At 55.4% G+C, this 23266-nt stretch carries 25 protein-coding genes; 16 read left to right on the top strand and 9 right to left on the bottom strand.

The features are described from left to right. Nucleotides 1–14: 14 nt before the first annotated feature. Nucleotides 15–905, bottom strand: a complete 891-nt coding sequence (gene yihU / locus ACNQ0T_RS17255) for a sulfolactaldehyde 3-reductase (protein WP_417930267.1) — start codon at nt 903–905, stop codon at nt 15–17. 155 nt (nt 906–1060) lie between these two features. On the opposite strand from yihU, the gene ACNQ0T_RS17250 reads away from it, so the two are divergent. From ACNQ0T_RS17250 to nadS, 8 genes are all read left to right on the top strand, one after another. Next, entirely contained in the window at nt 1061–1957 is an 897-nt protein-coding gene (locus ACNQ0T_RS17250) for a sugar kinase (RefSeq protein ID WP_324286071.1), read from the top strand. A 34-nt stretch (nt 1958–1991) separates the two neighbouring features. Continuing rightward, complete coding sequence (locus tag ACNQ0T_RS17245; protein WP_023298924.1) at nt 1992–2792, top strand: DeoR/GlpR family DNA-binding transcription regulator; 801 nt, start codon at nt 1992–1994, stop codon at nt 2790–2792. Nucleotides 2793–2910: 118 nt separating this feature from the next. After that, nucleotides 2911–3510, top strand: coding sequence for a glucose-1-phosphatase (yihX, locus tag ACNQ0T_RS17240; RefSeq protein ID WP_003861947.1), 600 nt, complete (start codon nt 2911–2913; stop codon nt 3508–3510). Next, complete coding sequence (locus ACNQ0T_RS17235) at nt 3504–4385, top strand: virulence factor BrkB family protein (RefSeq protein WP_023298923.1); 882 nt, start codon at nt 3504–3506, stop codon at nt 4383–4385. The genes yihX and ACNQ0T_RS17235 overlap by 7 nt, the downstream gene beginning before the upstream one ends. After that, nucleotides 4382–4819 carry a D-aminoacyl-tRNA deacylase gene (gene dtd / locus ACNQ0T_RS17230; RefSeq protein WP_015569909.1) on the top strand — a complete coding sequence of 146 codons (438 nt, stop codon included), beginning with the start codon at nt 4382–4384 and terminating at the stop codon, nt 4817–4819. Before ACNQ0T_RS17235 ends, dtd begins: the two co-directional genes overlap by 4 nt. 44 nt (nt 4820–4863) lie before the next feature. Beyond that, nucleotides 4864–5805 (top strand): fatty acid biosynthesis protein FabY, encoded by a 942-nt coding sequence (fabY, locus tag ACNQ0T_RS17225; RefSeq protein WP_022649838.1) that lies wholly within the window; start codon nt 4864–4866, stop codon nt 5803–5805. A gap of 148 nt (nt 5806–5953) precedes the next feature. Beyond that, nucleotides 5954–6265: a hypothetical protein gene (locus tag ACNQ0T_RS17220; RefSeq protein ID WP_022649837.1), complete on the top strand. Its 312-nt coding sequence runs from the start codon at nt 5954–5956 to the stop codon at nt 6263–6265. Further along, nucleotides 6266–6556, top strand: a complete 291-nt coding sequence (gene nadS / locus ACNQ0T_RS17215; RefSeq protein ID WP_032626927.1) for a NadS family protein — start codon at nt 6266–6268, stop codon at nt 6554–6556. 41 nt (nt 6557–6597) lie between these two features. Here nadS and fdhE read toward each other — a convergent pair whose 3' ends face one another. The 4 genes from fdhE to fdnG are packed head-to-tail and all read right to left on the bottom strand — an operon-like array spanning nt 6598 to nt 12121. Beyond that, nucleotides 6598–7527: a formate dehydrogenase accessory protein FdhE gene (gene fdhE / locus ACNQ0T_RS17210; protein ID WP_022649835.1), complete on the bottom strand. Its 930-nt coding sequence runs from the start codon at nt 7525–7527 to the stop codon at nt 6598–6600. Next, nucleotides 7524–8159, bottom strand: a complete 636-nt coding sequence (gene fdoI / locus ACNQ0T_RS17205) for a formate dehydrogenase cytochrome b556 subunit (RefSeq protein ID WP_006808711.1) — start codon at nt 8157–8159, stop codon at nt 7524–7526. The genes fdhE and fdoI overlap by 4 nt, the downstream gene beginning before the upstream one ends. Further along, complete coding sequence (gene fdxH / locus ACNQ0T_RS17200) at nt 8156–9058, bottom strand: formate dehydrogenase subunit beta (protein ID WP_003861960.1); 903 nt, start codon at nt 9056–9058, stop codon at nt 8156–8158. Before fdxH ends, fdoI begins: the two co-directional genes overlap by 4 nt. A gap of 12 nt (nt 9059–9070) precedes the next feature. Continuing rightward, on the bottom strand, nt 9071–12121 hold the full coding sequence (gene fdnG, locus ACNQ0T_RS17195; RefSeq protein ID WP_096216868.1) for a formate dehydrogenase-N subunit alpha: 3051 nt from the start codon (nt 12119–12121) through the stop codon (nt 9071–9073). 371 nt (nt 12122–12492) lie between these two features. Here fdnG and fdhD point away from each other — a divergent pair, with 371 nt between their 5' ends. Together fdhD and ACNQ0T_RS17185 are read left to right on the top strand one after the other, a co-directional pair. After that, nucleotides 12493–13329 carry a formate dehydrogenase accessory sulfurtransferase FdhD gene (fdhD, locus tag ACNQ0T_RS17190; RefSeq protein WP_063150745.1) on the top strand — a complete coding sequence of 279 codons (837 nt, stop codon included), beginning with the start codon at nt 12493–12495 and terminating at the stop codon, nt 13327–13329. A 114-nt stretch (nt 13330–13443) separates the two neighbouring features. Continuing rightward, entirely contained in the window at nt 13444–13656 is a 213-nt protein-coding gene (locus tag ACNQ0T_RS17185; protein ID WP_003861966.1) for a DUF1471 domain-containing protein, read from the top strand. Nucleotides 13657–13696: 40 nt separating this feature from the next. Here the strand turns inward: ACNQ0T_RS17185 and ACNQ0T_RS17180 are convergent, their stop codons facing one another. Continuing rightward, the gene (locus tag ACNQ0T_RS17180) at nt 13697–14020 is read right to left on the bottom strand and encodes an AzlD domain-containing protein (RefSeq protein WP_022649832.1); all 324 of its coding nucleotides are present in this window, start codon (nt 14018–14020) and stop codon (nt 13697–13699) included. Then, a complete protein-coding gene (locus ACNQ0T_RS17175) occupies nt 14020–14679 on the bottom strand; it encodes an AzlC family ABC transporter permease (protein WP_003861971.1) in 660 nt (219 codons plus the stop codon). The genes ACNQ0T_RS17180 and ACNQ0T_RS17175 overlap by 1 nt, the downstream gene beginning before the upstream one ends. Nucleotides 14680–14782: 103 nt before the next feature. Here ACNQ0T_RS17175 and ACNQ0T_RS17170 point away from each other — a divergent pair, with 103 nt between their 5' ends. From ACNQ0T_RS17170 to ACNQ0T_RS17145, 6 genes are all read left to right on the top strand, one after another. Next, nucleotides 14783–15331 (top strand): helix-turn-helix domain-containing protein, encoded by a 549-nt coding sequence (locus ACNQ0T_RS17170; protein WP_022649830.1) that lies wholly within the window; start codon nt 14783–14785, stop codon nt 15329–15331. Between the two features lie 465 nt (nt 15332–15796). Further along, nucleotides 15797–16336, top strand: a complete 540-nt coding sequence (locus ACNQ0T_RS17165; RefSeq protein WP_022649829.1) for a fimbrial protein — start codon at nt 15797–15799, stop codon at nt 16334–16336. A 59-nt stretch (nt 16337–16395) separates the two neighbouring features. Further along, nucleotides 16396–17124 carry a molecular chaperone gene (locus tag ACNQ0T_RS17160; protein ID WP_022649828.1) on the top strand — a complete coding sequence of 243 codons (729 nt, stop codon included), beginning with the start codon at nt 16396–16398 and terminating at the stop codon, nt 17122–17124. A 35-nt stretch (nt 17125–17159) separates the two neighbouring features. Next, on the top strand, nt 17160–19682 hold the full coding sequence (locus ACNQ0T_RS17155; RefSeq protein ID WP_417930266.1) for a fimbria/pilus outer membrane usher protein: 2523 nt from the start codon (nt 17160–17162) through the stop codon (nt 19680–19682). Nucleotides 19683–19701: 19 nt separating this feature from the next. Next, on the top strand, nt 19702–21006 hold the full coding sequence (locus ACNQ0T_RS17150; RefSeq protein WP_417930265.1) for a fimbrial protein: 1305 nt from the start codon (nt 19702–19704) through the stop codon (nt 21004–21006). Then, entirely contained in the window at nt 21003–21707 is a 705-nt protein-coding gene (locus tag ACNQ0T_RS17145) for a molecular chaperone (RefSeq protein ID WP_022649825.1), read from the top strand. Before ACNQ0T_RS17150 ends, ACNQ0T_RS17145 begins: the two co-directional genes overlap by 4 nt. A gap of 31 nt (nt 21708–21738) precedes the next feature. Here the strand turns inward: ACNQ0T_RS17145 and rhaM are convergent, their stop codons facing one another. Both rhaM and fucO read right to left on the bottom strand, forming a co-directional pair. Further along, complete coding sequence (gene rhaM / locus ACNQ0T_RS17140) at nt 21739–22053, bottom strand: L-rhamnose mutarotase (protein WP_417930264.1); 315 nt, start codon at nt 22051–22053, stop codon at nt 21739–21741. Continuing rightward, the gene (fucO, locus tag ACNQ0T_RS17135) at nt 22050–23198 is read right to left on the bottom strand and encodes a lactaldehyde reductase (RefSeq protein WP_154850599.1); all 1149 of its coding nucleotides are present in this window, start codon (nt 23196–23198) and stop codon (nt 22050–22052) included. Before fucO ends, rhaM begins: the two co-directional genes overlap by 4 nt. Between the last annotated feature and the right edge of the window lie 68 nt (nt 23199–23266).

Here is a 23266-nt window from a genome sequence, read left to right as displayed (position 1 = left end):
TCAGTCCTTTCGTATCAGTGTGATTTTTTCAGCCCGGCAGATGCGCGAACCTGTTCAAGAATGGCTGTCCAGTCTTCGCGCCCGCGCCCGGCGGCGCGTGCCTGGTTGTAAACTTCTCGTGAAGCCGCGCCCAGCGGCATTGGGACATGCAGCTGGTTGGCCACGTCGAGGGCGATCCCCAGATCCTTATGCGCAAGGTCGATCATGAAGGCGGGTGAAAGATCCCCTTTCAGCACCTTGTTCGGCCATGACGTGGTGAAGTGGCCTTTGCCCGCAGGTGTGCCGCTCATCACCTTGAGCGCCACGTCAAAGGAGAGGCCAAGCGCTTCGCACAGTACGGCGGCCTCGGCGGAAAGGGCGTTCAGGGCGATGCTCATGTAGTTATTGATGAGCTTGACGCGGATGCCCATTCCCGGCCCGCCGGCGTTAATCAGTTCATTACCCATCGCCATTAAGACGGGGGTGGCACGCTCAACCTGCTCTGCCGTGCCGCCTGCCAGCAGGAGTAGCGTACCGGCGATGGCATGATCAGAGGTGCGCCCGACGGGCACGTCCATCAGGCTGAAGCCTTGCTCAGCCATGTCGCGGATCAGCGCGTCGGTTTGCAGCGGGTGAATGGTGGACATATCAATGACCAGCGCGTCGCGGGATAATCCTTCGCACACGCCGTGCTCGCCGAACAGCACGCTGCGCACCAGGTCGCCGTTTGGCAGCATAGTGATCACGAATTCGGCATCCGTTGCTGTCTGTGCGGGCGTTGCCGCCGCCCGGGCGCCGCTCTCTACCAGCGCCTGAACCGCCTGCGGGTTCACATCAAAAACGTTAAGCTGGTGGCCCTGTTTCAACAGATTCTTCGCCATGGGCGCGCCCATCTGTCCTAAGCCGATAAATGCGATTGCTGACATGCCTCTCTCCTGTCACATCGTGTCAATTTTTGCGCGTTTGTGGTGTCTGTTTTTGATCGTATTTGTAATTTATAGTCAAAAAATTGACACGGGTCACTTTTTAAACATTTGGTGAAATTAAAATGAAGGCATCAGAAATCGCAGAAGGAATCACCATGACTCGCATCCTTTGTGTCGGCATTACCGTGCTGGATCGCATCTGGTATCTCGATGATTTACCAAAAGAAGGTGGGAAATATGTCGCAAAAGACTACACGGAAGTGGGCGGCGGCCCGGCGGCAACGGCGGCAGTGGCAGCCGCGAAACTGGGCGCGGAAGTGGATTTTATTGGTCGGGTGGGGGACGACGATACCGGCAGACGGTTGCTTGCGGAGCTGGAATCCCTGGGGGTGAACACCCGCTATACGCGCGTAGTTAAGGGAGCCCGATCGTCGCAATCGGCGGTGCTGGTGGACGCAGGTGGGGAAAGAGTGATTGCCAACTACCCCAGCCCCGATCTGCCCGCCGAGGCAGGCTGGCTGCATGAAATCGACTTCTCTCAGTGGGATATTGTCTTAGCCGACGTGCGCTGGCATGACGGGGCAAAACAGGCATTTACACTGGCCCGTCAGCAGGGCGTTCCGACGTTGCTGGATGCGGATGTTACCCCGCAGGATATCGCGGAGCTGATCGCCTTAAGCGATCACGCGGCCTTCTCTGCGCCTGGGCTGCGGCGTTTAACGCAGTTGGATGAAACAGAAGACGCATTAAAAAAAGCACAAATGCTCACAAATGGACATGTGTATGTCACGCAGGGGCGAGACGGCTGTTTTTGGCTGGAAAACGGCGCGCTATGTCATCAGCCTGGTTTTGAAGTGAACGTCATTGATACCACCGGCGCGGGCGACGTGTTCCACGGTGCGCTGGCGGTCAGCCTGGGGCAGAAATTGCCCGCCGCAGACGCCGTGCGTTTTGCCAGCGCCGTCGCAGCACTGAAATGCACAAAGCCCGGCGGGCGCGCGGGTATACCCGACTGTGATCAAACCCGCTCTTTTTTGTCACTTTTTGTATAAAATGCGGGGCGTGATGGTTTTCAGAGGACAGCCCATGAGCCTTACCGAACTGACCGGCAACCCGCGTCACGATCAGCTGCTGACGCTGATTGCCGATCGCGGCTATATGAACATTGATGAACTGGCGCAGCTGCTGGATGTGTCGACGCAAACCGTGCGCCGGGATATCCGTAAGCTCAGCGAGCAGGGGCTGATCACCCGTCATCACGGCGGTGCGGGCAGGGCATCCAGCGTGGTCAATACGGCGTTCGAACAGCGTGAAGTTTCGCTTACCGAAGAGAAACGGGCGATTGCCGAAGCGATTGCGGACTATATCCCGGATGGCTCGACCATCTTTATCACTATCGGGACGACCGTGGAGCACGTTGCCCGGGCACTGCTTAATCATAATCATCTGCGCATCATCACCAACAGCCTGCGGGTGGCGCACATTCTTTATAAGAACCCGCGTTTTGAGGTGATGGTACCTGGCGGTACGCTGCGCCCGCATAACGGCGGCATTATCGGGCCTGCGGCAACGGCGTTTGTGTCTGGCTTCCGGGCGGACTACCTCGTGACCAGCGTGGGGGCGATAGAGCACGACGGCGCGATGATGGAATTTGACGTTAACGAAGCCAGCGTGGTGAAAACCATGATTGCCCACTCCCGCCACATTTTACTGGCGGCCGATCATACGAAATACCACGCCTCCGCGGCGGTTGAAATTGGCAACGTGGCGCAGGCGACGGCACTGTTCACCGATGAGCTGCCCGGCCCGGCGCTGCAAAGTCACCTAAAATCCAGCAAGGTTGAGGTTGTCGAAGTGAATTCCGGAGAAGAGCAGCAGGCTGGCTGATCGTCTTATGGCCCGATATTGCGATTCGGGCCTTTCCTTTCTCTAAGCTGAATCTGGCGCATAGCTAAACTTTCTCTTTCCCGCTACAGTTACTTTTCCACGGCGAAAGGAGATAAACATGCTTTATATCTTTGACTTAGGAAATGTAATCGTCGATATCGATTTTAACCGGGTGCTGGGCGCATGGAGCGATTTTAGCCGTGTTCCGCTGGCGACGTTAAAGCAGAATTTCGCGATGGGTGAGACTTTCCATTTGCACGAGCGCGGTGAGATCAGCGACGAAGCGTTCGCAGAGCGTTTCTGTCAGGAAATGGGTCTCTCGTTAAGCTACGAGCAATTTTCCCACGGTTGGCAGGCTATATTTGTCGCGATCCGCCCCGAAGTGATCGACATCATGCACAAGCTGCGCGAGCAGGGGCATCGCGTTGTCGTGCTGTCTAATACCAACCGCCTGCATACCACCTTCTGGCCGGATGAATACCCGGAAATTCACGCGGCGGCAGATAAAGTGTATCTCTCCCAGGAGATGGGGATGCGTAAACCTGAGGCGCGCATCTATCAGGCGGTATTGCAGGAAGAAGGATTCACGGCAGCGGATGCGGTCTTTTTTGACGACAACGCCGATAATATAGAAGGGGCTAATCAGTTAGGTATCACCTCCATTCTGGTGACCGGAAAAGAGACGATACCGAACTACTTTGCGAAGCAGTTATGCTAAAAACCGTTCATCAAAAAGCCAATCACCACACGCGCCCGCTGAGGGCGTGGCTGAAACTCCTCTGGCATCGCATTGATGAGGACAACATGACCACGCTGGCGGGCAATCTCGCTTACGTGTCCTTGCTTTCGCTGGTTCCGCTGGTGGCGGTAATTTTTGCGCTTTTTTCGGCGTTTCCGATGTTTGCCGATGTGAGCATGCAGCTTCGCCATTTTGTTTTCGCAAACTTTATTCCTGCCACCGGCGATGTGATCCAGAACTACATTGAACAGTTTGTCGCTAACTCCAGCAAGATGACGGCGGTGGGGGCGTGTGGGCTTATTGTTACCGCGCTGCTGCTGATGTACTCCATCGACAGTGCGCTCAACACTATCTGGCGGAGCAAAAAAGTCCGCCCAAAGGTCTATTCCTTTGCCGTCTACTGGATGATTTTAACCCTCGGCCCCTTGCTGGCGGGGGCGAGCCTGGCGATCAGCTCCTACCTTCTTTCGCTGCGCTGGGCGAGCGATTTAAACAGCGTGATCGATAACGTGCTGCGCATCTTCCCGCTGATTTTATCGTGGCTTTCGTTCTGGCTGCTTTATAGCGTGGTGCCAACTACGCGTGTACCCAACCGGGATGCCGTGGTGGGTGCGCTGGTCGCGGCGTTGCTCTTTGAGTTGGGCAAGAAAGGATTCGCGCTTTATATCACCATGTTCCCCTCTTATCAGCTGATTTACGGCGTACTGGCGGTGATCCCCATTTTGTTTGTCTGGGTCTACTGGACGTGGTGCATCGTCTTGCTTGGCGCCGAAATAACTGTCACTCTCGGGGTCTACCGCGAACTTAAAAAAGCAGCAGAAGCTGAAAAACAACAAGAAGCAGACCAACCATGATTGCATTGATTCAGCGCGTAACCCGTGCCAGCGTCACCGTGGCGGATGAGGTGACGGGTGAAATCGGCCCAGGACTTTTGGTGCTCCTGGGTGTCGAAAAGGATGACGACGAACAAAAAGCCAACCGCTTGTGTGAGCGCGTGCTGGGCTACCGCATTTTCAGCGATGCGGAAGGCAAGATGAACCTGAACGTTCAGCAGGCGGGCGGCAGCGTGCTGGTGGTGTCCCAGTTTACGCTGGCTGCGGATACCGAACGCGGCATGCGGCCGAGTTTTTCGAAGGGCGCGGCACCGGATCGCGCAGAAGCCCTTTACGAGTACTTTGTTGAGCGCTGTCGCCAACAGGACATGAATACACAAACCGGACGATTCGCTGCGGATATGCAGGTTTCGCTGGTGAACGATGGCCCCGTCACATTCTGGCTCCAGGTATGAGCCAACTGGCGGCCTGGCCGCGGGTAACAAGAGAGAGTACAGCTATGTATCACCTTCGAGTACCGCAAACGGAAGAAGAGTTAGAGGTTTATTACCATTTCCGCTGGGAAATGCTGCGCAAGCCACTGCATCAACCGAAAGGGTCTGAACGCGACGCCTGGGACGCGATGGCGCACCACCAGATGGTGGTTGATGAAGAGGGCAACCTCGTTGCCGTGGGGCGTCTGTATATCAATGCCGACAACGAAGCTTCAATCCGCTTTATGGCCGTTCACCCCTCCGTGCAGGACAAAGGCCTTGGAACGCTGATGGCCATGACGCTGGAATCCGTCGCCCGTCAGGAAGGGGTCAAGCGCGTCACCTGTAGCGCCCGTGAAGATGCCGTTGAGTTCTTTGCCAAGCTTGGTTTCGTGAATCAGGGGGAAATCACCGCCCCGCAAACTACGCCGATTCGTCACTTTTTGATGATCAAACCCATCGCCACCCTGGACGATATTCTCCATCGTGCCGACTGGTGCGGGCAGCTCCAGCAGGCGTGGTATCAGCACATTCCGCTCAGTGAAAAAATGGGCGTGCGTATTCAGCAATATACCGGGCAAAAATTTATTACCACCATGCCGGAAACCGGCAACCAGAACCCACACCATACCCTGTTTGCCGGTAGCCTGTTTTCACTCGCCACGCTCACCGGCTGGGGACTGATCTGGCTGATGCTGCGCGAACGTCATCTCGGCGGCACCATTATTCTGGCCGATGCCCATATCCGCTACAGCGCGCCGATCAGCGGCAAGCCGAGCGCGGTAGCTGACCTGGGTGCACTGGGCGGCGATCTCGACCGTCTGGCGCGTGGGCGTAAAGCACGCGTACAAATGCAGGTTGAGCTGTTCGGCGATGAAACGCCAGGCGCGGTGTTTGAAGGCACCTATATCGTTCTGCCTGCGAAGCCGTATGGCGCGTATGAAGAGGGCGGGAACGAGGAGGAGTAGCAGTCGTCTGGAAAGCGGCTCGCAAATACACAACGTAGCAGGAATTATACTTCGCTTTATTCAGCGTATCCCATTAACGTAATCAGCTAGGGGTACGTCATTGACGTACATTGGATGTTTGCTACTATAAGCCAATGGCGTATGATTTATGCTATTCATTGAAACGGATATTTTTACAGAAGACGTCAAAACGTTACTGGATGACGACGAATATCATAGGTTCCAAATATTCCTGGCAACGCAACCGGATTACGGCGATCTGATCCAGAATACGGGAGGCTTGCGAAAGATTCGCTGGCTTGCTGGCGGTAAGGGAAAGCGTAGTGGAGTCAGAGTTATCTATTTTCACCGTACGCGTGAGTGTGAAATCAGGTTGCTGCTCATCTATCGCAAAGGGATCAAAGATGACCTCTCCGCGGGTGAAAAAGCCATACTGAAAAAGATGATTGAGAGGTGGTAAATGGATAAGGCGCTGTTTGAGCGATTAACCCAAAGCATTGCGCAAATCAACGAAATTGCCGAAGGCCAACGAGAGCCGTCGCGTACGTTTCAAATTGATGCGATGAAAATAAAAGAAATTCGTCAGGCGTCCGGGTTGTCGCAGAGTAAATTCGCGAACTTAATCTCAGTTAGCGTTGATACGTTGCGTAACTGGGAACAAGGCAGACGCTCACCTACAGGCCCCGCTAAAGCGCTATTGCGCGCCATTGCTAACGACCCTCAACATGTCATCCCAGCCCTATCGCAGTAAATTGCCCGGTTGCATAGAGGCTCGCCGGGCTTTAGTGGAAATTACTCCCCTTCCCCCGGGAACAGGAACGGGTTGATCGAGCTACGGGCAAAGCCCTCCTGCTCCATCTTCGCGTCCAGGATCAGCGAGGCGAGATCGTCGGCTACCGCTTCGACTTTCGGGTCTTTTTCCTGATACAGAATCTTCAGGTAGGTCCCGCAGTCGCCGCAGCTTTCGGCTTTCACCGCCGCGTCTTCGTTTTCCAGCGACCAATAGTTCAGATCGCGGGTCTGTTCGCAGTTGCTGCACTTGATGCGCACCACGTGCCACTCGGTTTCACACAGGTTGCAGTGCAAGTAGCGCAGCCCCTGCGTCGTACCAATCTGTACCATGCTGGAGACCGGCATCGAGCCGCACACCGGGCAGAACTGGCGCGCTTCGCCATATTCAGCGCGGGCTTTACCCGGGATCAGGCTCGCCATTTGCGCCCAGTAGAGCGACAGCGCAGCCCAGATGAACGGCGCTTTATCGCTGCTCACCAGCGAGAAGTCGGAGGCAAACAGCGCGCTCGCCATCTCTTCCAGCTCTTGCTCTGAGGCTTTTTCCAGGTTCTCAATGACCGCCAGCGCCGTGCCGCTCATTTCGGGCTTCAGCTCGGCAATCAGCGAATGCAGCAGCTTATGCCAGTGCTTGTCGCGCGGCAGAACGTGAATGTCCAGCGGCGGCTTGCCCTGCGCGTTGGCTTCTTTGATGCGTGCGGTCAGATCCATTTGCAGCGGGTGGTCGTATAGCACCACTTCCTGCGCATGGGCGACCAGCGCGGCAAAACGCAGAAAATCGCCCAGCGGGTTGTTCTCTGCCAGCTCGCGCAGACGCTCTGCGCGGCGGTTGTAGAGGTTCTTGAGTCTGGGGAACAACAACGGCGGAATATAATCCGCCGTGCGTTTCTCGCTCGACCCCAGCTCATCTTGCGGGATTATGCGAATACTCATTCAGATGACTTTTCCTGTTTCTGGCGGACTTCACGGTACCAGCGCGGGTGATGTTTCTTCGCCCACGTACTGGTTACCCATCCTTCCACCATCGCGGTAATGGTGCCTTTCACCCAAAGGGCGGCGTAGATATGCACCATGATAACCACAATTAACGCCACTGCGGCAAATGAATGCAGCATCAGCGCAAATCGGATCACCGGGATTGAGAAAGCAGGCGCAAAGTACGGACGCCAGATGATCACGCCGCTCACCAGCAACAGGACCAGGAAGATAATCGCCGCCCAGAATACGCATTTCTGGCCGAAGTTATAACGCCCGGTATCACCCACTTCCTCGTTGACGACGATCTTACGAATATTCTTCGCCCAAAAGATATCATCCCGATTGATTAGGTTATGGTGCCAGTAGCGGAAAAACATGATGATAAACGAGGCAAACATCACCACACCCACGAACGGGTGCAGGATGCGCGCCAGCTGCGGCGTGCCCAGTATCTGCATCAGCCAGTTGAAGGAGGGGAAGAAGAACCCCAGCCCGCTTATCGCCGCCAGCATGAAGCAGAAGGCGGTGACCCAGTGGTTGATGCGTTCCGGCGCGGTGTAGCGCACGATGGTGTCACGTTTTCTCATTTGCGCACCTCGTCTTTCTCTTCATGCAGGTTATCGTCTTCCTCTTCCGCGCGGTTCGGACCAACGCCGACGTAGTGGAAGATGCTCGCTGCAAAGGTGGCCGCAAAACCGACCGCGGCCAGCGGTTTCCAGATACCTTTCCAGAACTTCACGGTGGCGCTGATTTCCGGGTTCTCCGGCAGGCCATGGTACAGATTCGGCTTGTCGGCGTGGTGCAGCACGTACATCACGTGCGTACCGCCAACCCCGGCCGGATCGTACAGGCCCGCGTTATCGTAACCACGGGTTTTCAGCTCGCCCACGCGCTCTGCCGCCAGCGTTTTCATATCCTCTTTAGAGCCAAAGTGGATAGCGCCGGTTGGGCAGGTCTTCACGCAGGCTGGCTCCTGACCGACATTTACGCGGTCAACGCACAGCGTACATTTGTAGACGCGGTTGTCTTCCGGGTTCATGCGCGGCACGTCGAACGGACAGCCCGCGATGCAGTAGCCGCAGCCAATACACTGCTCAGACTGGAAGTCGACGATGCCGTTGGCATACTGAATGATAGCCCCTTCTGACGGACACGCCTTCAGGCAGCCCGGATCCGCACAGTGCATACAGCCGTCTTTGCGGATAAGCCATTCCAGTTTGTCGTTCTGTTCCACTTCCGAGAAACGCATTACCGTCCAGGACTTGGCGGTCAGGTCCGCCGGGTTGTCGTACACCCCGACGTTGTGACCCACTTCGTCACGGATGTCGTTCCACTCTGAACAAGCCACCTGACAGGCTTTACAGCCGATACAAGTGGTCACGTCGATAAGCTTCGCCACTTCCTGCTGGTGGTCCCGCGCCTGAGGCGCGGGCGTGAAACCGTTAGTCGCGGAACGACGGATAATGTCTTGAGATTGATAAGCCATAAGTCGTCTCCGTTACACCTTTTCCACGTTCACGAGGAAGGCCTTAAACTCCGGCGTCTGCGTGTTCGCATCACCGACGAACGGCGTCAGGGTATTCGCAATGAACCCTTTCTTCGCCACGCCCTCATAACCCCAGTGAATTGGGATGCCGATGGTATCCACCTGCTGACCATGAACGTTCAGCGTGCGAATACGCTTGGTCACCACCGCCTTGGCTTTGATGTAGCCGCGGTTAGAGGAGACCTTCACGGTATCGCCATGGGCGATGCCGAGCTTGTCCGCCAGCTTCTCGCCGATCTCCACAAACTGTTCCGGCTGCGCGATGGCGTTAAGCAGCGCGTGCTTGGTCCAGTAGTGGAAGTGCTCGGTCAGACGGTAGGTGGTGCCGACATACGGGAACTTGTCCTTTTTACCCAGCGCTTCAAAATCGCCCTTGAAGATACGGGCTGCCGGGTTAGAGACCACGTTCGGGTGCAGCGGGTTAGTACCCAGCGGCGTCTCAAACGGCTCATAGTGTTCCGGGAACGGACCTTCCGCCATCTTATCGATAGCAAACAGTCGCCCCATCCCTTCAGGCTGCATGATAAACGGCCCGACATCGCTGCCTGGTGCGGCAGTGCTGTAGTCCGGAATATCCACGCCGCCCCATTTCGCGCCGTCCCACTTGAGTAGCTGACGCTTCGGATCCCACGGGTTGCCCTGCGGGTCAGCAGAGGCACGGTTATAGAGGATGCGGCGGTTAAGCGGCCATGCCCATGCCCAGCCCAGCGTATTACCGAGGCCCGACGGGTCGGCGTTATCGCGGTTGGCCATCTGGTTGCCTTTCGGCGTCCAGCTACCGGCAAAGATCCAGCAGCCGCTTGACGTCGTACCGTCGTCACGCAGGTGTGCGAAGGTGCTGAGCTGATCGCCTTTCTTCGCCAGCACGGTGCCGGTCGCCGGGTCGATAACGTCCGCCAGCGCCTTACCGTTGCTCTCCATGGCCACTTCTTCCGGCGCAGGGTTTTCCGGCGTCGAATAGTTCCAGGTCATGTTCAGCACCGGCTCAGGCGTTGCGCCGCCTTCAGCCGCGTACATTTTACGCAGGCGTAAGAAGATACCGGCCAGGATCTCGCCGTCGTTCAGGGCGATGCCCGGGGCGTCCGCACCTTTCCAGTGCCACTGCAACCAGCGGCCAGAGTTGACGATAGAGCCGTTCTCTTCCGCGAAGCAGGTGGACGGCAGACGGAACACTTCGGTCTGAATCTTCGACGGGTCGACATCGTTCGACTCACCGTGGTTCTGCCAGAACGTCGAGGTTTCGGTATTGAGCGGGTCAATCGTCACCAGGTACTTCAGTTTCGACAGAGACTCGACTACCTTGTTCTTGTTCGGGAACGACGCCACCGGGTTAAAGCCCTGGCAGATATAGCCGTTGACCTGGCCCTGGTGCATCATTTCGAAGTACTGGAGGACGTCGTACCCTTTGTCCCACTTCGGCAGCCAGTCAAAGCCCCAGCTGTTTTCCGCCGTCGCCTTGTCGCCGTAGAAGGCTTTCATCAGCGAGACGAAGAACTTCGGATAGTTGCCCCAGTAGTTTACCTGGCCTTCGAGCAGCGGTTTTGGCGTGCTGGCCGTCAGATAGGTTTGCAGGTCAGTCTGTTTCTCGCTCGGCAGGTTCATGTAACCCGTCAGGCTCTGAGACAGCAGGCCAAGGTCGGTCAGACCCTGAATGTTGGAGTGACCGCGCAGGGCGTTAACGCCGCCGCCTGCCATCCCCATGTTGCCGAGCAGCAACTGAACCATCGCCATGGTGCGGATGTTCTGCGCGCCGATGGAGTGCTGCGTCCAGCCGAGTGCATACAGGAACGACGCGGTTTTATCTTTCGCGCTGGTTTCCGCAATCAACTCGCACACCTTCAGGAAGTCCGCCTTCGGCGTCCCACAGATGTTTTCGACAACCTCTGGCGTATAGCGGGACACGTGCTCTTTCAGCAGGTTCCACACGCAGCGCGGGTGTTGCAGGGTGGTGTCGCGCTTCGCAAAGCCGTTTTCGTCCAGCTCGTAGTTCCAGCTGGTTTTGTCGTACCTGCGTTTTTCGGCGTCATAACCGCTGAACAGGCCATCTTCGAAGTGGTAATCCTCACGCACGATCAGGCTGGCGTTGGTATAGGCTTCGGTGTACTCGCGGTTATATTTTTCGTTGGTCATCAGGTACAGCAATACGCCTGACAGGAAAGTGATGTCAGTACCTGAACGAATAGGGGTGTAGAAATCCGCCACTGACGCTGTACGCGTAAAGCGGGGATCGATCACAATCAGCTTCGCGCCGTTGTGGATTTTGGCTTCCATCGCCCAGCGGAACCCGACAGGGTGCGCTTCAGCGGCGTTACCGCCCATCACCACAATAAGGTTGGCGTTCTTGATGTCGACCCAGTGGTTGGTCATCGCACCGCGACCAAATGTTGGAGCAAGACTTGCTACCGTTGGTCCGTGTCAGACACGCGCCTGGTTGTCGACCGCGAGCATACCGAGTGCGCGCGTAAATTTCTGGGTTAAATAGCCGGTTTCGTTACTGGACGCTGAAGCACACAGCATGCCGGTGGAGAGCCAGCGGTTAACGGTGGTGCCTTCGGCATTCTTCGCAATAAAGTTGGCATCGCGGTCTTCTTTCATCAGCTTAGCGATGCGATCGAACGCCTCTTCCCAGGTGATTTGCTGCCATTTGTCAGAGCCGGGAGCGCGGTACTCAGGAAACTTCAGGCGGCTTTCGGAGTGGATAAAATCTACCAGACCGGCCCCTTTCGGACACAGCGCACCACGGTTGACCGGATGATCCGGATCGCCTTCGATGTGGAAAATAGATGCTTTGGCGTTTTTCGCACCGTCGCCGAGGCTATACATTAACAGCCCACAGCCGACGGAGCAGTACGTACAGGTGTTACGGGTTTCGCGGGTGCGCAGCAGTTTATACTGCCGAGTTTCCGCCAGCGCTACGCCGGGCGCAAAGCCCAGTGCCGCCGCCGTGGTGCCTGCCATACCGCCAGCGCAGATCTTAAAGAACTGCCTTCTGCTGACCTGCATGGGTCACTCCTTGGTTCATTACGACATTGCTATGTAGTTTTACTTTGCGGTTGAGAATTAACCGCAAAGGAGAAAAATTTGCGTTAATCCCTCATTTCTCCGAGGGATAAGCCCAGAATACCACAATGTCGGTACGCCTGTTCCAACGGCGTTAAAACAAAGTGAACGTATTATCACGGCATTGATTATAAAGTGTGATATCAATCACATTTCTCTCTGCGGATGTTAAGGGTGTGTAGCAGATGACCGGTTGCACCCCTCCGAATTGAGTAGGAGAATGGATGCTGAAAAGTTGATCCATACTATGCGTAAGGTCCGCTGTTTGTGGTGCAATAGCAGGCTCACTTCCGTGGTTGTTCAGGAATACCGTCGTGTTTAAACAAAACCGTGCTACCCACGCGTCGCCACTGCCTGCGGGCATTGTGGAACTGTCGGTACACAGACCGCCTCACATTTCACATGCCACGCCGGATTTTCTGGCGGAAGAGGTCCCCGTTGCCCTGGTTTACAACGGTATTTCGCATGTGGTGATGATGGCCTCGCCGAAAGATCTGGAGCTGTTCGCCATAGGTTTTTCCCTCTCGGAAGGCATCATTGCGCATCCGCAGGAGATCTACGGCATGGATGTGGTTCATGCCTGTAATGGTCTTGAAGTGCAAATCGAACTCTCCAGCCGCCGCTTTATGGGGCTGAAAGAGCGCCGCCGGGCGCTGGCCGGACGTACCGGCTGCGGCGTGTGCGGCGTTGAACAGCTTAACGATATCGGCAAACCCATTATCCCGCTGCCGTTCACCCAGACGTTCAATCTGGCGCACCTTGATCGGGCGCTTGAGCACCTGAACGACGTGCAACCCATCGGTCAGCTCAGCGGCTGTACCCACGCGGCGGCATGGATATTGCCGTCAGGCAACATTGCCGGCGGTCATGAAGATGTGGGCCGCCACGTCGCGCTGGATAAGCTGTTAGGTCGCCGCGCTCGGGAAAGCAACGTCTGGCAGCAGGGCGCGGCGTTAGTCTCCAGCCGCGCCAGCTATGAGATGGTGCAAAAGTCCGCCATGTGCGGCGTGGAAATTCTGTTTGCGGTGTCAGCGGCAACCACGCTGGCGGTGGAAGTGGCGGAGCGCTGCAACCTGACGCTGGTGGGGTTCTGCAAGCCGGGTAGAGCAACTATTTACACCCATCCGCAGCGATTGATAGTTGATCAGTAATTTTGAATGAGTATAGCAAATCCTTCCGCTTTTAGTTGTTCATGATGAGGTCTAATATTTATCTCATCAAGGCACGGCGCCTTATCTAAACAACTTAACGAAAGGATTTATCTCATGAAAAGCATCAAAACTTTTGTCGCAGTAATCGCTCTGGCAACATCTTTCGGTTCTTTCGCTGCGCAGACTGTGACCGCATCCGCCTCTACGCTGGACGGTGCAGAAGCTAAAATCGCCGCACAGGCTCAGGAAGCGGGCGCGTCATCCTACAAAATTACTCAGGCATTCACCGGTAACCGCGTACACATGACCGCTGAACTGAACAAATAATTTCGCAGTACCGTCGAAAGAGCGCCCCTGGGGCGCTTTTTTAGTTTATGCCCGCCAGACGCAGCAGCGCCGTCACCACCGCCGCCGCGACGATCACCACAATTAACGGCATTTTGCGCCAGGCCAAAAACACCGCGAACCCCACCCCCAGCACGCGCGCCATCCCGGCAAAATGGTCCCCTTCATAAAACGTTGTCGCCAGCGCGACGGAGAACAACAAAACGGTAGCCGCATCTGAAAGCAGCGCCTGCGACCGTTCAGAAAGCGCCAGCCGGCTGCCGAGTTTTGCCCCGCCGAGACGCATCAGATAGGTTCCGGCAGAAAGAATGGCGATGCCGAGAATAAAGACCGTCATGTTTTCCATTATTTTTTCCTCGCGGCAAGGCCGAGCAAAGAGAGCAGCACCGGCAGGCCAACCGGCGCAAACGGTACGGCGGCCAGCGACAACACCGCGCCGCTACAGGCGCGGATCAGCGTGGTACGGTTTTTAAATGCCGGCACCACTAACGCCAGCAGGATCGCCGGGAACACCGCGTCCAGCCCGATGGTTTCCGGGTCTGGCAGTAGCTTGCCGACCATCGCCCCCAGCACCGCGCCCAGCGGCCAGATGATTGCCACGCCTAACCCGCACAGCCAGTAGGCCGCTTTACGCTGCTCGGCGGTTTTTTGCGACAGGCCAAACACCACGCTTTCATCGTTCATGATATGACAGCCCAGAAAGCTCAGGCCGCGCTTGCCCACCAGGTCACGCACCGTCACGCCGAACGGCACATGGCGCGCGTTTACCAGTAAACCGGCTGCGGCCGCCGCCAGCGGATTGCCGCCGCTCGCCACGATGCCGATAAACATAAACTCGGATGCGCCTGCCAGCACCGTGAGGGAGAGAACAAACGGCACCCACAGCGGGAAGCCGTAGGCCATCGCCAGTGAGCCATAAGACATGCCGACCACGCCCACCGCGAGGCAGACCAGGACGATCGCTTTTATCGTGTCGCCTTTCAGGCAAGAGAGATGATTCTTCATACCATTTTAGCCATATCGAACGTATTTCCATTATAATGAACGCATCAAAAACGTTTTACAAGGCGAACGATTCGTTCGTTATAGAGAGAATGAGGCCGTTATTATGACGCAGCCAATCAGCGTAATCGCCAGAAGCCTGGTGCGCGAACGCCTGCGAACCGGACTTTCGCTGGCGGAAATTGCCCGCCGTGCCGGGATCGCTAAATCCACGCTTTCACAACTGGAGTCTGGCAACGGCAACCCTAGCCTGGAAACGCTCTGGTCGCTTTGCGTGGCGCTGGATATTCCGTTTGCCCGGTTACTGGAGCCACAGCAGCCCGTCACGCAGGTGATCCGCCGCGGCGAGGGCACAAAAGTTGTCGCCGGGCAGGCGAACTACGAGGCGATTTTGCTCGCGGCGTGTCCGCCGGGGGCGCGTCGTGATATCTACCTGCTGCTGACTCAGCCGGGGGCAGACCGTATTTCCCAGCCGCATCCGCCAGGGTCGGTTGAGCATATTATCGTGACCCAGGGGCGGGCGATGGTCGGCCTGATCGACGCGGCGGAAGAGCTCGGCCCGGGGGATTACATTTGCTATCCCGCTGACCAGCCGCATATCTTTAAGGCGCTGGAGCCAGATACGCACGCGCTGCTGGTGGCGGAACAAAGCTAAACAGCGGCAAACCCGCTGCCGGTAAGACGACAGCGGGGCGATAAAATGAGACTAAGATCATAAAACAAAATATCCATATTAAATATATTCGACCATTAAATCATTTATGGCGTGAATTGTTCTTTGTACTTTAATTTAAGTTTAATACAGTTTTTAGAATATTTAATCATTTGGATTATAAATAAATATGAAAGACTAATTGTTCGTTTATGCGAGAATTCATTGGGTTAGGTGGGAGACGTCACGTTTAATGGCGATACTTTATCCTGTTAACCTATTTTTGTTATTCATGGAATTTATGTGTGATTACCTTGTTTTTTCGCAGGGCTGCTTATTTTTATGATTTGTTAACCTCTGAAATATATTTACACATAATTTTTATAGGGGTATGTTTGTTCTAAGAAATAATCATTATTCGCGCATTGGCTCTTATAACGATAAGGGCATGTAAAGGAGACAATAAAAATGAAAAAAAGAGTGCTGGTAGCATTTATTGTATCTGTCGGAGTAAGTGGCGCTGTCTATGCAAATAATACCGTACGTTTTTTAGGAGAAGTTACCGATCAAACCTGTACCATAAAAATTAATGGCACCGATTCTTATCCGGTTGTCCTGTTGCCTGCCGTCAGTAAAAGCGAGCTGACGGCCGCGGGGTCCAGCGCAGGGCAAACGCCTTTCACTGTGACGTTGAGCGGCTGCGATGTTACTGCGACGTCGTCATCTTCGGCAGGCGTACGTTTTGTCAGTAATTATCTGGACGGTAACAACCTAAAAAATATCGCGGCGGCAAGCCCGGCGACGAACGTTGCTATTCAGCTACTTGAAGGCACGACCGAGCTGGACTTCACCAGCGGCATAGCAAAAACGTCTATGCAGACGGTAGGTGGAACGAGCGGTCCAGACTCTGTCTCCTTTGATATGGCTGCACGTTACTACTCTTCTGCTGGCGGGGCTACGGCCGGAGCAGTAGAAGCGCAAGCACAGTTCGCAATTACCTATTTGTAACTCTTTTAGGCGCTACTTAACGTAGCGCCATTTATTCCCTATTAATTAGGGAGGTGTATATGCTGTACACTAATAAATGCTGTTTTATTGCTGTAATGGCATTTTTGTCTTCTATTTTTATATCGAACATAGCATCTTCCAGTGTTATTCTTAAAGGTAATAGAATAATTTATTCTGCTGATGCAAAAGATAAGGTTGTAGAATTTTCTAACAATGGTGATACACCGATGCTGGTGCAGGTGTGGCTGGATAAAAATAACCCAGATTCAACGCCAGACACAGCGGATGCACCTTTTATCGTCACGCCACAAATATTTCGGATTAATGCGCTGAATGGTCATGCGCTGCGGCTAAAATTTACAGGGCAGACCCAACAGCTCCCACAGGATCGCGAGTCCGTGTTCTGGTTTAATTATTTGCAATATCCCGCCATTAAATCGTCCGATCTTGCACAGAATCGCCTGGCATTGATTGTAAAAAGCCGGCTCAAAGTATTTTATCGCCCGCCCGGTCTGCGCGGCGACGCCAGTCAGGCTCTGACGCAACTTCAGGTGCAGCGTAAAGGAAATATGCTGACGTTACAAAACCCTACGCCATGGCATATTTCACTGCGCAACGCGCTGTTAACCCGAGGTGAGAAATCTACGGCGGTTGGCCAATCGGTGATGATTCCACCATTTGGCGACACACGCTGGGTTTTAACCGATCCGGTGGCCACATCTGTCACGGTTTACGCCATGAATGATTATGGCACGGCGGTGAGCCACACCTTCACGCTGCCTCGCTAGACGTCGACATGGAAAGAGTGGGCAGGGAGGGTTTTATGCTCCGACATCGCGCGTATCCCCGGTGTTGTCTGTTTGTCTCGACGCTGACGTTAATCAGCGCCTCTTTCGTGCAAGCGCAAGAAGCGTATGTCTTTGACGCGTCGCTACTTCGCGGGTCTGGCCTGAATAAGGTTGATATTGAACAGTTAAACCAGGATTCAATGATCAAGCCCGGCAGTTATACACTGGATCTATATGTTAACGGTACGCTGGCCGCGAGGGATGACATCGTATTTACAGCCGTGGAACATCGCGTAATGCCGTGTTTTAGCTGGGGTACCTTAAAAAAGATTGGGCTGAAATCGTTGCCGGAAGAGCCTGGAGAAGGCTGCTATCGTCCGGACAATGCGCTTTTTCCCGGCATCACGGTGAGCAGCGTGATGTCGCAAATGCGTGTTGATTTTTCGGTACCACAAACCCTGCTGGATAAACTGCCGCGAGGAGGAATACGTGAAGAGAGCCTGGAGTCCGGAGAAAGTATGCTCTTTCTCAACTACATGGCTAACCAGTACCACGTCACGCAAAAGCAGGATGGCGGTGGCACGACAGACTCCACTTACCTGAACCTGAATGGCGGGTTAAATCTGGGACTGTGGCGCTATCGTCAGCAGTCTGCGCTCAACTATGACAGCGATCTGGGCAGCCATTGGACAACAACGCGGCGCTATGTCCAGCGAGCGATTGTGCCGCTGCGCAGTGAAATGATGATTGGCGAAGGCTACACCGACGGCAGATTTTTTTCCGGGATCAGCTTTCGCGGCGTGCAGCTCACCTCCGATACCCGAATGCGTCCGGAATCTCAGCGCGGCTACGCGCCAGTGGTGCGTGGGATTGCGCAAACCAACGCCAAAGTAACCATTCGCCAGGGCAACAACACGCTCTATGAAACCACGGTCGCGCCCGGTGCGTTTGCGATTGACGATCTTTATCCCACTAATTACGCAGGCGATCTGAACGTCATTGTCACGGAAGCGGATGGGAGTGAAAGTACGTTTAACGTACCCTTTTCCGCGCTGGCGGAATCCATGCGCGCGGGGTTTTCGGAATACAGTGCGACAGTGGGGCGCGTGCGGGACGTGGGCAACAATGACGAATTCAGTGAAATTGTCTGGCAGCACGGGGTAACGAATGCGCTCACTATCAATGCGGGCAATCAACTGGCAAACGGCTATCAGGCGTTTATGCTCGGCGGCGTTTACAGTTCCACGCTGGGCGCATGGGGGATGGACAGCACTTTCTCGCGCGCACGGCTGAACAGCGACGATTACCAAACCGGCTGGATGTCCAGGCTCAACTACAGTAAACATTTTCCACAGACGGGGACGTCGGTTGCGTTGGCGGGCTACCGCTACTCTACAGGCGGCTATGCTGAGCTGTACGATGTGCTCGGTTCACGCGCTGCGCATAATGAGGAGTGGCAATCCTCCACCTGGCGGCAGCGCTCCAGGGTTGAGCTTTCGGCCAGCCAGGCGCTGGACTGGTTGGGTAATATTAATCTTTCCTTCTCTTCACAGGACTATCGCGACCAGAAAAGCCGCGATAAGCAGCTTCAGGCCAGCTGGAGTAAGGCATTTGCCTACGGCATATCGGTGAACCTTACGGCGGCGCGCACCCGACGAATCACCCCATCTTCACAAAACGGCATGGGGAACGCCGTCGACTGGAGCGACGCCTGGCAGGCAAAAACGCAAACGCTGTGGTCATTATCGTTTTCTATTCCGCTTGGGCAGAGTCGCTACTCGCCAATGCTTTCGATTAGCGCTAACCATAGTGATGATGACGGCGGAGATTATCAGTCGACGCTTAGCGGGGTGATGGGTGAGCGCGATCCGCTGAGCTACAGCCTCAACTACGCCACAAACGATCGCGGGGAGCAGTCCGTCTGGGGAGCAAATTTTCAGAAGAATTTCCCTTGGGCCAGCGGCGGCGCGTCGTGGTCTTCCTCCAGCGATTACTGGCAGGCGTCGGCATCGTTACAGGGGGCACTGGTATTGCATCGTGGAGGTATCACGCCGGGACCGTATCTTGGTGACACCTTCGCATTAATTGAAGCACCCGGTGCGGATGGCGCACGGATATCCGGCGGGCAAGGGGCACAGGTGAACGCGTTTGGCTATGCGCTTGCACCATCGTTGGTGCCTTATCAGTTCAATACTGTCAGCCTGGACCCGCAAGACATGGCCGACGATGTGGAACTCCAGACATCGGTTCAGCGTGTTGCGCCATTCGCCGGGGCGATGGTTCGCCTGCGCTACACCACGCTTCAGGGACAGGCCATGTTGATCACTGCGCAGAGGCTGAAAGGTGAGGTTATCCCGATGGGGGCCGCCGTTTACGATGAGTATGACAACAGCATTGGCATGATGGGGCAGGCGAGTCAGCTCTATTTTCGCGCCAGCGACGAGAAAGGCATATTGCGGATTAAGTGGGGGGAGGCCCAGCAGGAAAGCTGTCGAATAGCCTGGCAAAATACGCAGCCGTCGGAACCGTTACGGGTATTAACGTTGCCTTGCCGTTAAGCCCACCAGGGAGGAAATCATGAACAGACTACGTTTTGTCGTCGCGGCATTTTGCCTGATGAGCGTGGCGGCGTTTGCCCAGTGCGAAAAAGGGCCAAAATTCGAGCACACCGAAGAGGACGGAATGGGGACAGGGCTTGCGCTGGGGCGTATCAATGTCAGCAGCATTGACGTTCAGCCGGAAGGTACAGTTTTGGCTAGTAGCGTGGTGCGCTTCTCTGATAATCCGCTCTATAGCAGCCCCGATAATATTTTGTGGGTCTGCGATATTAGCGATAAAAATAACATCTTCGAAATCATTGCCACTAACGGGGATGACCGTTACGGCGGCTACTGGGATATGGGGCAGGCAAGCGGTAATCCGAATGTTTACGGCACCTTATTTAAAAAAGTCGGGGTGCGTTTAACGCACCTTAACTCAGGCACTGTGTTTACCCGAAATTATCAACGGATACCGATGACCCGTTACGCGGTCTCAGACGATGGCAAAAAAATTTATATTCGGGTCAAGGATTTTAGCCCCATTCGCGCCGAGGCGATTCGTCTCAGCGCAGATGTTCCCACCAACACGGGAGCCGGAACCTGGTGTGGCGCTCCGGTGAGTAGCGGCAGCTATAGCTGTAATCAGCCCAATGGCTACGTCAGTTTTTGTTCGCCGGGCAGTAAAAATAACGATGCTTACTGTGATTCCGGAGACTCGGCAACCAGTTACACCGGGTGGGGTTACGATAACTGGATGGCGTTAAACATGGGAACGGCACCTGTCTCAACGCTGACCACCATCGCTACGTGCGTGGCGAAAAACGTCACGCTTGTGGTCGTGTTCCCTTCTATTTCGCGAACTGAGCTGGAAAGCGGCAAAGCGGCGCAAGCCAATTTCAGCGTGACGGTTCGTTGTGAAAATACAGCCGTCGGCGGTGTGGCGCAAAACCAGACGGCGCTGGGGTTACAGGTGCCTTACGAAAGCTTTCTCGCCGCGCAAACTCTTGGGCTGGTAAACAGCAGCGGCGGGGTGAGCCATCTCCTTTCCGAGAATTACGGACAAACCGGTATGGCAAGGGGAGTAGGGATACAGATTGCTAATGCCAGCGACGGTATAGTTCGCCAGTTCCTCGGTTGGGATCGCTGTACGACCACCAGTTGCGCAACGGGCAATAGCGGTGGCTGGTATCCCGTCAATGTAGGGGCAACCCGAATTGCAGGATCAGGGAATACCCAGGACTACCTGATTAACTTTAATGCTTCACTGGTGCGTTTACCTGACGAGGCGATCGCTGCCGGTAAGGTAGATGCCAGGGCGTATGTTTGGGTGAAAGTGCAATGATGCGTATTTCTCTGTTATTGCTATGGATGCTTGTGTCCTGGCCCTGCGCAGCGGGCATTATTGCCTCCGCAACGCGTGTGATTTTTCATGAAGGCGAAGCGCAACAGAGTCTGATGCTGGTGAATACCAATCCGTGGCCGGTAGTCGTGCAAACCTGGGTGGATGATGGCGATATCAATCGCGAACCGGGAAGTGTTAAAACGCCGTTTGTTGCGGTGCCGCCGTTGTTTCGTCTGGAGCCTAAGGGCGTACAAGGGCTACGTATCATGCACAACAAAGCGCGTATGCCCACTGACCGGGAATCGGCATTCTGGCTGAACATCTATGAAATCCCGCCTACCGGAAGTGTTGCCACACAACAACAAAGCATGGTGCTGACGATGAATACACAGATGAAAATATTCTGGCGTCCGGCGTCGCTCAACAATCCAGAAAGCGCGTGGGCGCGATTAACCTTTCATCGCGAGGGTTCTGTGCTGGTTTGTCATAATGATTCGCCTTACTTTGTCTCTTTTGCGGGCATTAACTTTAAGGCAGGCGAAAAGCTGTATCCGGTGACACAACTACCCGACATGATGGTTGCCCCCTTCGGGGAGAAGCGCTACGCCTTTGCCGCCAATGCCCCCTTCTCCGGGCAGGTGCAGGGGGAGTTAATCGACGACAACGGTAATAGCGCTGTTTATAACTGGCCGGTTAAATAACGCGACCCGACACAATATGCCGGGCCATGGCTCAGTACAGGTAAAACACCTCGTTCAGCTCCGCACTCACCGGGCTGTTGTCCGGGTTAGACGGCATAACGTCAGCCATATGTTTCCACCAGCGCTGGCAGACGTCGGTGTTTGCCACCGCGTTCCAGCGCTCCTCCGATTCAATCTCCACTGTCGCAAACAGCAGGTTGCGGGCTTTGTCGAGGTAAATGGCGTAGTGGTGCGCGCCGTGGGCTTTCAGTACCGCTTCCAGCTCAGGCCAGATCGGGTTGTGGCGGCGCGCATACTCCTCGTGCGCATCCGGGTTTACCTGCATCACAAACGCTTTGCGGATCATAATGCCTCCAGGTACAGCTCGCGGACCTCATCGCGGCTGGCGGTACGTGGGTTGCACGGCGCGCACGGGTCAGCGAGCGCTTTATCCAGCCAGCCTTCAATATCGGCTTTGGTGACGCCGAGCTGGCTAAATCCGGACGGAATGCCGACCCGGGCGCTCAGATCGCGAATCGCCTGAATGGCGGACATGCTGGCCGCTTCGTCGCTCATGCTGCGCGTGTCAACGCCCATCGCCTGTGCCACACGGGCGAATCGGGCGACCGCGTTCGGGCGGTTAAAGTTTTCGATGATCGGCAGCAGGATGGCGTTGCAGACGCCGTGCGGCAGGTTGTGCGTCGCGCCCGGCTGGTGCGCCAGAGCATGCACCAGCCCCAGCCCGGCGCTGTTAAACGCCATGCCCGCCAGATACTGCCCAAAGGCCATCTGCTCGCGCGCTTCCAGGTTGTGACCGTCTTCGACCGCTTTCGGCAGCCAGAGGTTGATCAGGCGAATGGCTTCCAGCGCGTTGGCATCGGTTAGCGGGTGTGCGCCCACGGAGACGTAAGCTTCAATGGCGTGGGTTAGCGCGTCCATGCCGGTTGCGGCGGTTACGGAGGCCGGAATATCGAGCATCACGCTGGCATCGTCCACGGCGATATCCGGGATGATGTTCGGGTCGATGATCACCTCTTTCACCTGACGCGCGGCGTCGATGATCACCGCGTTGCTGGTCATCTCCGCTGCCGTGCCTGCGGTGGTGTTGATCGCTACCAGCGGCACGCCCGCGTTTTTCACCTTGCCGACGCCGGAATAATCGGTTGACGGACCGGGGTTGGCGGTGAGGATTTTGATTGCCTTGGCGGTATCAATCGGGCTGCCGCCGCCAAAGGCAATCAGGTAATCACACTCTGCATCCTGATATGCCGCATAGCCTTTTTGCACCAGCGCTTCCGTCGGATTCGGGAATACTTCATCGAACAGGTGATACGACATCTGATGGGCGTCGAGCGCGGAAAACAAACTGTCGAGCAGGCCCAGCTTCACCAGCTGGCCGTCGGTGACAATCAGCGCTTTTCCCCACTGCTTGTTTGCCACCAGATTGACCATATCGCCGATCGCGCCCGCGCCGTGCAGGCTGATTTTGGGGAGTGCCAACATAAAGCTCATGATAATTCTCCTTAATATGCTTTTGAGGTAATCCGTTCCCCTCACCCTAACCCTCTCCCCGGAGGGGA

Source organism: Enterobacter cloacae complex sp.6700776 (assembly GCF_048284255.1).
Taxonomy (GTDB): Bacteria; Pseudomonadota; Gammaproteobacteria; order Enterobacterales; family Enterobacteriaceae; genus Enterobacter; species Enterobacter intestinihominis.
The sequence above is the reverse complement of the archived record's forward strand: the minus strand, read 5'-3'. Positions and strand labels throughout refer to the sequence as shown.